We start from the raw sequence: 12,208 nt of genomic DNA, 5'->3' as shown, positions 1-12,208 counted from the left end.
GTACCTTCAGGACAGAAGCATGATGAGGTTGTGCTGGTCGTCGAGCGAGGCGGTGGCGTTCGGCCCCATCACCACGGTCGACTCGCGCTGCTCGATGATCGCGGGGCCTTCGATCGGCACGCCGGGCCGCAAGGCATAGTGGTCGTAGACCGGCGTCTCGACGTACTTGCCGAGTTCCGAGAAGAAGACCGGCCGCGTTCCCTTGCGCGCTTCGCGCGCCGCGCCGGCTGCTCCGCGCAGTCCGGCCAGCGACACCGCACTCTTGGGCCCGCTGGCACGAACGCGCCAGGTGATGATCTCGGCATCCGTGCCGGTGACCGCGCGGCCGTAGAGCGCGACGTAGTTGGCGTGGAAGCGAGCCATCAGTTCGGCGACGAAGGCCGGGTCGGCCGGATCGAGATCCGGCAGCGGGACGGAAATCTCATAGCCCTGGCCCACGTGCCGCATGTCGACGGTGTACGAGAAGCGGATGAGGTCGGCGGGCACCTTGCTCGCCAGCACGACCTCGCGCCCCTGCTCGGCCAGCGTGGCTTTGACCACGTTGACCGCGCTCGGATTCCACGCCGAGATCCGCATCGGCAGGCTGGTGGACAGGTCGGCCGCGACCGGCGCTCCGAGCAGGCCGATGGCCGAGGTCACGCCCGCGCCGGTCGGGCAGATCACCTTTCGGATGCCGAGCTTGCGCGCCACGCCGTAGGCATGCACCGGGCCCGCGCCGCCGAAGGCGATGAGCGGCAACGCGCGCGGGTCGACCCCGCTGTCGGTGGCCTGCATCGATGCGGCCTCGGCCATGCTTTCGTTGACCATGTCGTGAACGCCCCAGGCGCAACGCTCGGGCGTGATGCCCAGTTCCTTGGCCAGCCGCGCCATCGCGGCTTCGGCCGCGGGCTTGTCGAGCGCGAAGTCGCCGCCGAGGAAGGATTTCGCGTCCAGGTAGCCCAGCAGCAGGTCGGCATCGGTCACCGTCGGCTCGGTACCGCCTCGGCCATAGCAGGCCGGGCCCGGCGCCGCCGCCGCGCTGCGCGGGCCGACGCCGAGCAGGCCCAGCTTGCTGCGCGCAGCGATGCTGCCGCCGCCGGCGCCGATCTCGATCATGTGGATCGACTGGATCTTGAGCGGAAAGCCGCTGCCCTTGCGGAAGCGCTCGTGGCGCGCGACCTCCAGGTCGTTGGCGACCATCGGCTCGCCGTTCGGGATCAGGCACAGCTTGGCCGTGGTGCCGCCCATGTCGAACGAGAGCACGCTCGCCTCTCCCGCCTGGCGGGCGTAGTCGGCGGCCGCCACCGCGCCCGCGGCCGGGCCCGATTCGATCAGGCGCACCGGTGTGCGGGAAGCCGACGAACTCGGCACCACGCCGCCGCTCGACGTCATCCAGAGCAGCTGCCCCTCGACGCCTCGCTGCGAAAGCTCGCGTTCCAGATGGTTCACGTGCCCGACCATCATCGGCCGGGTGTAGGCGTTGACCACGGTGGTCGATGCGCGGTCGTACTCGCGCACCTCGGGGCAGACGGTCGACGACAGGGACACCGAGATGCCCGGCGCCTCCTCGGCGAGGATCTCCGCCACGCGCCCCTCGTGCTGCGCGTACTTGTAGGCATGCAGCAGGCACACCGCGACCGATTCGACCTTGCGCTGCAGCAGCGTCTTCGCAATCGTGCGAACGCCCTCCTCGTCCAACGCCTTGATCACGGTGCCGTCCGCGGCAATGCGCTCCTCGACGCCGAAACACAGATCGCGCGTGACCAGCGGGTCGGGGTACTTGATGCGCAGGTCGTACAGGTCGTAGCGCCCTTCCGTGCGGATGCGCAGCATGTCCTGGAAACCATCGGTGGTGATGAAGGCGGTGTGCACGCCGCGCCGCTCCAGCACCGCATTGGTCACCACCGTGGTGGCGCCGAGGATCTGCAGGGTGCCGGCGCCCGCGGCCTGGCCGCCGTTCTTCTCGCGAACCTTGGCCAGCAGTTCGTCCACGCCCTGCAGCACGGCCCGGGCCGGTGCGTCGGGTGTGCTGAGTACCTTGTGCAGCAGGATGGTTCCGTCGTCTTCGGTCATGGCGAAGTCGGTGAACGTGCCGCCGGTGTCAAATGCCAGTTTCATGCTTTTCAGCTCCTTCAGTGTTCGATTGGATGCAGCGATCAGGCCGGTTGCGCGTCGGATGCGCGGCGGCCCGTCATGAAGAGTTCGCCCAGGTCCGCGGTGCTCAGCTCGCCGACCGGGCTGTCCCAGATCACCTTGCCGAGGCGCAGCACGACCGCGCGCTCCGCGGCCTCCATGGCCTTGCGGGTGTTCTGCTCGACCAGCAGAACGGTCCGGCCGCCCTGATGCAGGCGCTTGAGTTCGTTGAAGACCAGCGTGATCGCCTGCGGCGACAAGCCGACCGAAGGCTCGTCCACCAGCAGGATCTCGGGCCGCCGCAGCACCGCCATCGCCATCTCCAGCAATTGCTGTTCGCCGCCGGACATGTTCCCGGCCAGCTCGTTGCGGCGCTTGCGCAGGATCGGAAAGAGGTCGTAGACGTATTCGCGCTCGCCCTTCAGGTCGCCGTCCTTGATCGTGTAGGCCGCCATCTCGAGGTTCTCGTCGATGGTCATGAGCTGGAAGTTGCAGCGTCCCTGGGGCACGTAGGCGATGCCTTGCGCCAGCATGGCCTGCGGACGCAGCCCGGCGATGTCCTTGCCCTTCCAGCGGATCGCGCCGCCCTTGTGCGTGGTCATGCCGAAGAGCGACTTGAGCAGCGTGGACTTGCCCGCGCCGTTCGGTCCGAGCAGCGTGACGAACTCGCCGTGCCGGATCTTCAGGTTCACGCCGTGCAGGATGTCCAGGTGGCCGTAGCCGGCGCGCAGGTTGTCGATCTCGAGTTCCATGTCTGTATCCGCCATATCAGTTCTCCACCACGCTATCGCGTGACCCACGACGCATGAAACGGCACGGCCAAGGCCAGGAATGGGTGAACTTCATTTCAGCCTCCAAGGTAGGCCTCGACGACCTCCGGGTTGCGCACCACTGCTTCGGGGGTGTCGTCGGCCAGCTTGGTGCCCTGGTGCAGCACCACGACGCGATGGCTCAGGTTCATGAGCACGTCGGTGTTGTGCTCGATCACGACGAAAGTGACGCCCAGCACCTGGTTCGCATGCTCGATGCACTGGATCACCTTCTCGATCAGGATCGGGTTGATGCCGGCCAAGGGCTCGTCGAGCAGGATCAGTTCGGGATCGGGCATCAGCATCGACGCGAACTGCAGCAGCTTCTGCTGGCCGCCCGACATGTTTCCGGCCGGCAGGTGCGCCACACGCGACAGGCCCGACACCTCGATCAGCTCCCGTGCCCGCTCGCGCAGCGCCTTCACGCGCCGCTGGGCGGCCGGCCCGACCCAGAAGGTGGACAGCACGCTCGGAAAGCGCGACATCTGCCCGGCGAGGATCAGGTTCTCCTCCGAATCCAGGGTCGGGAACACGACCGTCTTCTGGAAGCTGCGCAGGAAGCGCCCTTCGCGAGCGATCCGGTTCATCGGCCAGGCCGTGATGTCCACGCCCTTGAGCAGCACCCGGCCGGCGTCGCTCTTCTGCAAGCCCGTGCAGCAATCGAAGAGCGTCGATTTGCCCGAGCCGTTCGGGCCGATGAGACCCATCACCTCCCCGCGGCGAACATCGATGTCCACGCCTTGCAGTGCCGCCACGGCGCCGTAGTTCTTGCGCAGGCCTTCGATGCGCAGCATGACGTCAGCCGACATGGTGCTTGTCCTTGCCAGCCCCGCCGAGGCGTGCGATGCGTTCGGCCGCGCGCTGGAACAGCGGCGCCAGGCCTTGCGGAAACAGGAACACGAGGCCGAGCAGCACGAAGCCGTAGATGATCATGCGCAGCTCCGGCGTGATCCGAAGCGCCTCCGAGACCGCGACGAAGATGAAGCTGCCGATGATGGCGCCCGGGATCTTCCCGACGCCACCGCCCAGCACGATGATCAGGATCGTGTTGGAGTAGTAGGACTGGAACACCAGCGGGCTCACCACCGTCGAGAAGTGGGCGTAGAGACTGCCCCCGAGGCCGGCGAAGACGGCGCTCAGCATGAAGACGATGAGCTTGTAGGTCCAGGTCGGAACGCCCAGCGATTCGGCCAGCGTCTCGTTGTCGCGGATCGCCACCATGCAGCGGCCGGCCGGGGACCGGATGAGCGCGACGAAGAAGGCCACTGCCAGCGCGGCAAGCGCGAGCACCAGGTAGAAGTACTCGGGCGCCTTGATGACCGTGAACACCATGTCGCCGAAGCCCAGCCGGGGTCGCGCGATGCCGGACAGGCCCATGTCGCCCCGCGTGAAGTCGACCCAGTTCTTCGACACCATCTGGGCGATCACGACCATGCCAAGCGTACACATCACGAAGGAGGTGTCGCGCAGCCTGAGCGCCGGAATGCCCAGCGGCAGCGCCACCAGCCCGGCGAACAAGCCGGCGACCACGAAGTTCACGAGGAAGGGCGTGCCGAAGTGGATGGACATCAGCGCCGAGGCATAGGCACCGAGACCGAAGAAGACGCCCTGTGCGAGCGAGAGCATGCCGGTGTAGCCGAGGATCAGGTTCAGGCCCAGCGCGGGCAGCAGGAAGATCATCGCCAGCACCATGGCGTGCAGGTAGTAGTCGCCCAGGAAGAGCGGCGTGGCCAGCAATGCGGCGAGTGCCAGGGCGGAGACGCTCCAGTTGACCTTGGCGACCCTTGCGGCCGGCAAAATCGGTGCGTCCAGCGTGGTGGAAGACATGAGGACTTGCTCCAGACGATGAGTGATCAGAATCGCGCCTTGCTGCTGAACAGGCCGTGCGGCCGGAACATCAGCATCAGGAGCAGCACGATGAAGCCGACGGAGTCGCGGTACTGCAACCCGATGAAGCTGGCGACCAGGCTTTCGACGACGCCGAGCAGGCAGCCGGCGATGAGGGTGCCGCGCACGTTGCCCATGCCGCCCATGACGATCACGGCGAAGGTCTTGAGGGTGATCGACTCGCCCATGCCGCCGTAGATGCTGACGTTGATCGGGCCGGTCAGGATGCCCGACAACGCGGCGATGGCCACGCCGATCAGGAAGGTGCGGCGCACCACCTGCTCGACATCGATGCCGTTGACCTGGCAGCACTCGATGTTCTGCGAGACGGCCCGGATCGACCGGCCCAGCCGGGTGCCGCGCACCATCCATTCGAGACCGGCGAAGACGGCGAGCGTGACCACGACCAGGATCACGCGCTGCTGGGACATGCCGAAGTCGCCCATCTCGATCGGCTCGATCCAGCCGCCCGAGAACACCTTGTAGCCGCCGCCGAACGCCAGGATCACGATGTTCTGCAGGATCAGCGACAGACCCAGCGTGGCCAGCACGCCGGCCTGGAAGGGTTGGCCGATGAGCCGCTGCATCACGGCGCGGCCGATCAGCACCGCGATCAGCGAGACGATGGCCACGCCGCCGATGATGGCGATGCTGTAGTCGGCGGCGAGCTGCGCCATGACCCACCAGGCCGCGAAGGTGCCCAGCATGTAGTACTCGCCGTGGGCGAAATTGATGGCCCGCAGCACGCCGAAGATCATCGTCATGCCGGCGGCGACCAGGGCGTACATCGACCCGGTGATGATGCCGTTGACGATCTGTTCGAGGATGAAGGAACTCACGATGTGCTCGCAGGCGTTGGGTGGTCGATCACTGGGCCGCGTAGTCGATCTTGGTGGTGATCGTTCCCTTGATGGCCGGCTTGCCGTCGGTGATCTCCAGCAGCACCATCGGCATCACGGCCTGGTTGTGGTCGTCGAAGGTCACGACGCCCATCGGGCTGTCGTACTTGATCTTGGCCAGCGCGTTGCGGATGTCCTCGCCCTTCAGGCTGTTGGCGTTCCTGATCGCCTGCGCCACCAGTTGCAGCGTGTCGTAGTGCGTGTAGGCGTGGTTGTTGGGCATCTCGCCGCCGTTGGCCTTCTTGTAGTCCTCGACGAACTTCTGGCTGCGCGGCGCCGGCACTTCGGGCAGCCAGGCGGCCGCCTCGACCGCACCGTTCATGACCTTCGGCGCGGCGGCGATGGTGTCCTTGGTGTTGAACTCGCCGTTGCCCACCAGGGCCACCTTGCCGGCCAGGCCCAGTTCGAGCATCTGGCGCGCGATGATGGGCGTGGTGTCGGCCTGGCCGTACAGGATGATGGCCTGCGCGCCCGAGCGGCGGATCTTGCTGAGCACCGAACGGAAGTCGGTCTCGGAATCCTTGTAGTAGTCCTCGCTGAGGATCTCCGTGCCTGGGTACTTGGGCAGATAGCGCTTGGTGAACTTGATCGCGCCGCGCCCGTAGTCGCTGTCGACCGACAGCACCGCGAACTTCGTGAAGCCCTTGGTCTTCGCCGCGTACTCGAGAACCGTGGCCGCCCGAACTTCGTCGGTGGGGTAGTTGCGGAAGGTCCACTTGAAGCCGCCGACGCCGGACTTGTAGGTGATGTCCGGGTTCGACGAGGCGGCGTTGACCAGCAGCACCTTCGATTCCTCGGCCAGCGGTTGCATCGCCAGGGTCACTGAGCTGCACACGTCGCCGATGATGACCGGCGTCTTCTCGAGGCTGATCATGCGTTGCGTGGCCGCCACGCCTTCAGCCGGTACGCACTGGCTGTCGCCGCTGACGAGCTGGATCTGCTTGCCGAGCACGCCGCCCGCCGCATTGATCTCCTTGGCGGCGAGCGCTGCGCCCTTGTTGGCGAAGGCGCCGTAGCGGGCGTTGGGCCCGCTCATCGGGCTGATGATGCCGACCTTGAAGGTTTCCGTGGTCTGGGCGCGTGCCGGCGCGTACGTACACAGGGCGGAAATCGCTGCGATCGCCATCAAGGCCGCCGTGCGCCTGTTCGTCGTCGTGGGGTAGCAAGTCATCGCTGTTCTCCGAAGGTTGAAGGGTTGAAAGAATGATAGGAAGCGCACTTCGGCGCGGCCAATAGGGAATGCGCCTTCGCCCATAAACTTTCTTGATACGCAGGCCGGGCGCCGGGCGCTCAGCGCAGTTGCGCCACGGCATGGGCGATGCGGCGGCAGCCCTCTTCGATCTGTTCGATGCGGGTCGCGGTCGACATCCGGAAGTACGGCGACACGCCGTAGGCCGTGCCGGCCAGCACCATCACGCCGCCGGCTTCGAGCAGGTGGATCACCACGTCGTTGTCCGTCTCGAGCACCTTGCCTTCGCGCGTGCGCTTGCCGATGAGACCGCCGCAGTGGGGGTACAGGTAGAAGGCGCCGCCCGGGGCCCGCGCGCGGATGCCGGGAATGTCGTTGAGCAGGCGGACCGCCGCGTCACGCCGCTGCCTGTAGGTCGCGACCCAATCCGGAAGAAATGCGGCTTCGGCGTTCAATGCGCTGACCGCTGCGGCCTGGCTGATCGAGCAGGCGCCGCTGGTCGATTGGGACTGCAGCATGTCCAGCGCCGCGATGATGTCCGCAGGGCCGGCTGCATAGCCGATCCGCCAGCCGGTCATCGCGTAGGTCTTCGACACGCCGTTGACCACCAGCGTGCGGTCTCGCAGCGCCGGTTCGATGGCGAGAAGATGCTTGGGCGCCTCGGCCTCGAAGCGGATGTGTTCGTAGATGTCGTCCGTCAGCACCATGACCTGCGGGTGGCGCAGCAGCACGTCGGCAAGGGCGCGCAACTGTGCCGTCGTGTAGGTCGTGCCCGTGGGATTGGTCGGCGAGTTGAAGACCAGCCAGCGGGTCGCGGGCGTGATGGCCGCCTCCAGCGCCTCGGGCGTCAGGCGGAAATCGTCCTCCTCGCGGCAGGCCACCGTCACCGGGGTGCCGTCGCAGGCCAGCACCATGTCGGGGTAGGACACCCAAAACGGCGCGGGCACGATCACCTCGTGCCCCTCCTCCACCGTCACCGACAACGCGTTGAACAGCGCATGCTTGGCGCCGCAGGTGACGATGATCTCGCGCGGGCCGTAGCTCAGGCCGTTTTCCCGCTTCAGCTTGGCGGCGATGGCCTCGCGCAGCGCCAGCGTGCCCGCCACCGGGGTATACCGGGTTTCCCCGCGCTCGATCGCCTCGCAGCCCGCCTGGCGGATGTGCGGCGGCGTGTCGAAGTCGGGCTCGCCGATGGCCAGGTTGATGATGTCCTTGCCCTCCCTGCGCAGCTCGGCGAAGCGATCTGCGGCTGCGCTGCTGGGGGACGGCTTGATGCGGCGGATGCGCCTGGAAATGCGGGACGGGCTCACGGATTCTTCCTCTCGATGTCGATGCCCGAACGGTAGAGCCGTGCAGCCCTCGACGCAAAGACGGCATCGCTCTAGGGGTGCCGCATTTCCTTATGGGCGACCGGCGCGTTCCCGGTACATAAGCGTTTCGAATGGGACTAGAACGATCTCGTCTTGGTCGCCGCCAGCGGCACGGATACCTTTGGGGCCCACCGCTGACCGAGACACAGGAGACATTCATGCGCCCCGCCGTCCTGGCCACCCGAGCCACCTTCGCCGACATCACAGACCGCCTGCGCGCGCATTTCGACGTCGAGGACAACCCCGCCGACACCGTCTGGAGCCCTGACGAGCTGATCCGCCGGCTCCAGGGCAAGCAAGGCGTCATGAGCACCGGCAGCGAGCGCATCAGTGCCGCCCTTCTGGACGCCTGCCCTTCGATCAAGGCGGTGTGCAACGTGGGCGTCGGCTACAACAACGTCGACGTCGCGGCTTGCACGGAACGCGGCGTGCTCGTCACGAACACGCCCGATGTGCTCACCGAGACCACGGCCGACTACGGGTTTGCCCTCATGATGGCGGCGGCGCGCCGCATCGCCGAATCCGAACGCTTCCTGCGGCGGGGCGAGTGGACCCAAACGGGCATCTACGACATGTTCGTCGGCGGCGACGTGCATGGCGCGACGCTGGGCATCCTCGGCATGGGCCGCATCGGCCAGGCCATCGCGCGCCGTGGCGCGGCGGGTTTCGGCATGAAGGTGATCTACCACAACCGCTCGCGCCTGCCGGAAGCCGTCGAAGCCGAATGCGGGGCCCGCTACGTCGACAAGCAGACGCTGCTGAAGGAAGCCGACCACCYGGTGCTGGTGGTGCCCTACGCCCCGTCCTCCCACCACGCGATCGGCGCTCCCGAACTGTCGCTGATGAAAGCCACCGCCACGCTCACCAACATCGCGCGCGGCGGCATCGTCGACGACGCGGCGCTGGCGCAGGCCTTGCGCAGCGGCACGATCGCCGCGGCGGGCCTGGACGTGTTCGAGGGCGAGCCCGCGATCCATCCCGATCTGCTTGCAGTGCCGAACGTGGTGCTGACGCCCCACATCGGAAGCGCCTCGGTACGAACCCGCCACGCCATGGCGGCGCTCACGGCGGAGAACCTGATTGCCGCGCTCGGCTTCGGTCCGTCGRCCGGCCGGCCGCCCACGCCTGTCAATCCCCAGGTGCTGGCGAGCTGAGCGATGCCCCACAAGCTGCTTGTCATGGGGGTCGCGGGTTGCGGCAAGTCGACCGTTGCGGCATGCCTGGCGCGCGCACTTCACGGCGTGCTCATCGAAGGCGACGACTACCACCTGCCGGAAAGCCAGGAGAAGATGCGGCGTGGCATTGCCCTGGACGACCGCGACAGGTCGCCATGGCTTGCAACGCTGGGTTCCCTGCTCGCGGCCTCCGCCGTCCCCACGGTCCTGACCTGCTCGGCGCTCAAGCGCGGCTACCGCGACCGCCTGCGCGGCGCGGAGCCCCACCTGAAGATCATCTATCTCGAGATCGGCCGCGACGAATCGAGGGCGCGCGTCGCGGCGCGATCCGCCCACCTGTTCCCGGCCAGCCTCGTGGACAATCAGTTCCAGATGCTCGAGCCACCTGTCGGAGAGCCCGACGTGTTCCGGACGGACGCCACGCAGCCGGTGCAGGCACAGTGCGCGGCCGTCCTGGGCTGGCTCGGCGAAACCCCAATCACTGCTGGAGATCCCCTTGCAATCCGTACTGAAAAGCTTTGACCTCACCGGCCGCACCGCACTCATCACCGGCTCCAGTTCCGGCATCGGCTTCGCGCTGGCGCGCGGCCTCGCGGGCGCCGGTGCACGCGTGATCCTGAACGCGCGCAATGCCGTGAAGCTCGAAGCGGCGGCCGACGTGCTGCGCGGCGAGGGTTTGCAGGTGCTGACCGCCGCGTTCGACGTGACCTCGGGCGAGGCGGTGACGGCCGCCATCGCACGCATCGAAACCGAGGTCGGCGCCATCGACATCCTGGTCAACAACGCCGGCATGCAGCGCCGCGCACCGCTCGACCAGTTTGCGGAAGCCGATTGGCACGAGCTCATGAAGACCAACGTCGACAGCGTGTTCCTGGTGGGCCAGGCCGTGGCGCGCCACATGATCGGTCGCAAGCGCGGCAAGATCGTCAACATCTGCTCGGTGCAAAGCGAGCTCGGGCGTCCGGGCATCGCGCCCTACACGGCCAGCAAGGGCGCAGTGAAGATGCTGACCAAGGGCATGGCCATCGACTGGGGCCAGCACGGCATCCAGGTCAATGGCCTCGGGCCCGGCTACTTCAAGACCGAGCTGACCGAGGCGCTGGTCCAGAACGAGGAGTTCACGAAATGGCTCGTCGGGCGCACGCCCTCGCGCCGCTGGGGCGATGTCGAGGATCTCGTCGGCGCCGCCGTGTTCCTGTCGAGCGACGCCTCCAACTTCGTCAACGGCCACATCCTCTACGTGGATGGCGGCGTGACGGCAACCCTCTGAGGAAGACCATGGAAGCACTTGTCATTCACGCCCCCGGCGACCTGCGCGTCGAGGAAATAGAAACCGCCGAACTGGGCGCCGACCAGCTGCAGGTGCGCGTGCGCTGCGGCGGCATCTGCGGCTCGGACCTGCATTACTACCAGCACGGCGGCTTCGGCACCGTGCGCATCCAGCAGCCGATGGTGCTGGGCCACGAGGTGGCCGGGATGATCGAGGCGGTGGGCGCCGCCGTCACCGGCTTCCAGCCCGGCGAGCGCATCGCGATCAGCCCGAGCCGGCCCTGCGGCCTGTGCCGCTTCTGCCAGCAGGGGCTGCAGAACCATTGCCTGGACATGCGCTACTACGGCAGCGCGATGCGCAACCCGCATGTGCAGGGCGCCTTCCGCCAGCAGATCGTGGTCGAGACGCACCAGGCCTACAAGCTGGCGGATTCGGTCAGCGACGGCGAAGGCTCGATGGCCGAGCCGCTGTCGGTGGCGCTGCACGCGGTGCGGCGCGCGGGGCCGCTGCTCGGCAAGCGCGTGCTGGTGACCGGCTGCGGGCCGATCGGCGCGCTGGCGATCATCGCGGCGCGGCGCGCCGGAGCGGCGCACATCGTGGCCACCGACGTCGGCGCGCTGACGCTCGAGAAGGCGCTGAAGGTCGGCGCCGACGAGGCGATCAACGTCGCCGAGGAGCCCGCCGGCCTGGCTCGCTTCGCCAAGGACAAGGGCAGCTTCGACGTGCTGCTGGAGGCCAGCGGCAACCCGCGTGCGCTGGTCGGCGCCTTCGACGCGCTGCGGCCGCGCGGCATCATCGTGCAGCTGGGGCTGGCGGGCGGCGAGATCCAGCTGCCGATCAACACCATCGTCGCCAAGGAGTTCGACCTGCGCGGCGCCTTCCGCTTCCACGAGGAATTCGCGGTGGCGGTGGAACTGCTCAACAAGGGGCTGGTCGACGTCAAGCCGCTGATCTCGGCCACGCTCTCGTACCGCGACTCGGCCCGCGCCTTCGCGCTGGCGGCCGATCGATCGCAGGCGATGAAGGTGATCCTGAACTTCGACTGAACGCGTCGGCTGATTCTCGGCGCACGCAGACCCTCGACACGAAAGAAAGAACCATGCAAATAGGCGTTCCTGCCGAGACGACAGCCGGCGAGACCCGCGTCGCCGTGACCCCGGAAACCGCGAAGAAGCTGGTGGCCCAAGGCCATGTGGTGCGGGTGCAATCGGGCGCGGGCGTGGCCGCCAGCGTCACCGACGCGGCCTACCAGGCCGCCGGTGCCGAGATTGCCGATGCCGCGGGCGCCTTCGGCTGCGACATCGTGCTCAAGGTGCGCAGCCCCGACGATCGCGAGTGCGCGCTGATGAAGCCCGGCGCGGTGCTCATCGGCATGCTCAACCCCTTCGACGCCGCCGGCCTGCAGCGCCTGGCCGCGGCCGGCCTGACCGCCTTCGCGCTCGAGGCCGCCCCGCGCACCACCCGCGCCCAGAGCATGGACGTGCTGTGGACGTGCTG

Annotated in this window: 12 protein-coding genes; 5 read left to right on the top strand and 7 right to left on the bottom strand. The window is 67.5% G+C overall.

Annotation, left to right across the window (positions count from 1 at the left end):
* Positions 1–6: 6 nt before the first annotated feature.
* From AC1D2E_RS04335 to AC1D2E_RS04305, 7 genes are all read right to left on the bottom strand, one after another.
* On the bottom strand, positions 7–2,097 hold the full coding sequence (locus AC1D2E_RS04335; RefSeq protein WP_478196270.1) for a hydantoinase/oxoprolinase family protein: 2,091 nt from the start codon (positions 2,095–2,097) through the stop codon (positions 7–9).
* A gap of 38 nt (positions 2,098–2,135) precedes the next feature.
* Positions 2,136–2,879, bottom strand: a complete 744-nt coding sequence (locus AC1D2E_RS04330) for a branched-chain amino acid ABC transporter ATP-binding protein (RefSeq protein WP_478196269.1) — start codon at positions 2,877–2,879, stop codon at positions 2,136–2,138.
* An 80-nt stretch (positions 2,880–2,959) separates the two neighbouring features.
* The gene (locus tag AC1D2E_RS04325) at positions 2,960–3,730 is read right to left on the bottom strand and encodes an ABC transporter ATP-binding protein (protein WP_478196268.1); all 771 of its coding nucleotides are present in this window, start codon (positions 3,728–3,730) and stop codon (positions 2,960–2,962) included.
* Complete coding sequence (locus AC1D2E_RS04320) at positions 3,720–4,748, bottom strand: branched-chain amino acid ABC transporter permease (RefSeq protein WP_478196267.1); 1,029 nt, start codon at positions 4,746–4,748, stop codon at positions 3,720–3,722. The genes AC1D2E_RS04325 and AC1D2E_RS04320 overlap by 11 nt, the downstream gene beginning before the upstream one ends.
* Positions 4,749–4,774: 26 nt before the next feature.
* Positions 4,775–5,647, bottom strand: coding sequence for a branched-chain amino acid ABC transporter permease (locus AC1D2E_RS04315; RefSeq protein ID WP_478177077.1), 873 nt, complete (start codon positions 5,645–5,647; stop codon positions 4,775–4,777).
* 28 nt (positions 5,648–5,675) lie between these two features.
* On the bottom strand, positions 5,676–6,878 hold the full coding sequence (locus tag AC1D2E_RS04310) for an ABC transporter substrate-binding protein (protein WP_478196266.1): 1,203 nt from the start codon (positions 6,876–6,878) through the stop codon (positions 5,676–5,678).
* Between the two features lie 119 nt (positions 6,879–6,997).
* Positions 6,998–8,206, bottom strand: a complete 1,209-nt coding sequence (locus tag AC1D2E_RS04305; RefSeq protein WP_478196265.1) for an aspartate transaminase — start codon at positions 8,204–8,206, stop codon at positions 6,998–7,000.
* A gap of 218 nt (positions 8,207–8,424) precedes the next feature.
* Between AC1D2E_RS04305 and AC1D2E_RS04300 the strand changes: the two genes are divergently transcribed.
* The 5 genes from AC1D2E_RS04300 to AC1D2E_RS04280 all read left to right on the top strand — a co-directional run.
* Complete coding sequence (locus AC1D2E_RS04300) at positions 8,425–9,420, top strand: 2-hydroxyacid dehydrogenase (RefSeq protein WP_478196264.1); 996 nt, start codon at positions 8,425–8,427, stop codon at positions 9,418–9,420.
* Between the two features lie 3 nt (positions 9,421–9,423).
* Positions 9,424–9,963, top strand: a complete 540-nt coding sequence (locus AC1D2E_RS04295) for a gluconokinase (RefSeq protein WP_478196263.1) — start codon at positions 9,424–9,426, stop codon at positions 9,961–9,963.
* A complete protein-coding gene (locus tag AC1D2E_RS04290) occupies positions 9,932–10,711 on the top strand; it encodes a glucose 1-dehydrogenase (protein ID WP_478196352.1) in 780 nt (259 codons plus the stop codon). Before AC1D2E_RS04295 ends, AC1D2E_RS04290 begins: the two co-directional genes overlap by 32 nt.
* Positions 10,712–10,719: 8 nt before the next feature.
* Positions 10,720–11,757 carry an L-idonate 5-dehydrogenase gene (locus AC1D2E_RS04285; RefSeq protein ID WP_478177072.1) on the top strand — a complete coding sequence of 346 codons (1,038 nt, stop codon included), beginning with the start codon at positions 10,720–10,722 and terminating at the stop codon, positions 11,755–11,757.
* A gap of 53 nt (positions 11,758–11,810) precedes the next feature.
* A partial coding sequence (locus AC1D2E_RS04280; RefSeq protein ID WP_478196262.1) for a Rossmann-fold NAD(P)-binding domain-containing protein occupies positions 11,811–12,208 on the top strand: 398 nt, incomplete at its 3' end.

The organism is Variovorax sp. P1_H2 (assembly GCF_056405295.1).
Note: the sequence above shows the minus strand (reverse complement) of the source record. Positions and strands in the feature narration are given on the sequence as shown.

Excerpts from the sequence above, each read along its gene's own strand:
- AC1D2E_RS04320 (WP_478196267.1), bottom strand. The coding sequence starts at position 4,748 with ATGTCTTCCACCACGCTGGACGCACCGATTTTGCCGGCCGCAAGGGTC.
- AC1D2E_RS04325 (WP_478196268.1), bottom strand. The coding sequence starts at position 3,730 with ATGTCGGCTGACGTCATGCTGCGCATCGAAGGCCTGCGCAAGAACTAC.
- AC1D2E_RS04310 (WP_478196266.1), bottom strand. The coding sequence starts at position 6,878 with ATGACTTGCTACCCCACGACGACGAACAGGCGCACGGCGGCCTTGATG.
- AC1D2E_RS04330 (WP_478196269.1), bottom strand. The coding sequence starts at position 2,879 with ATGGCGGATACAGACATGGAACTCGAGATCGACAACCTGCGCGCCGGC.
- AC1D2E_RS04295 (WP_478196263.1), top strand. The coding sequence starts at position 9,424 with ATGCCCCACAAGCTGCTTGTCATGGGGGTCGCGGGTTGCGGCAAGTCG.
- AC1D2E_RS04285 (WP_478177072.1), top strand. The coding sequence starts at position 10,720 with ATGGAAGCACTTGTCATTCACGCCCCCGGCGACCTGCGCGTCGAGGAA.
- AC1D2E_RS04335 (WP_478196270.1), bottom strand. The coding sequence starts at position 2,097 with ATGAAACTGGCATTTGACACCGGCGGCACGTTCACCGACTTCGCCATG.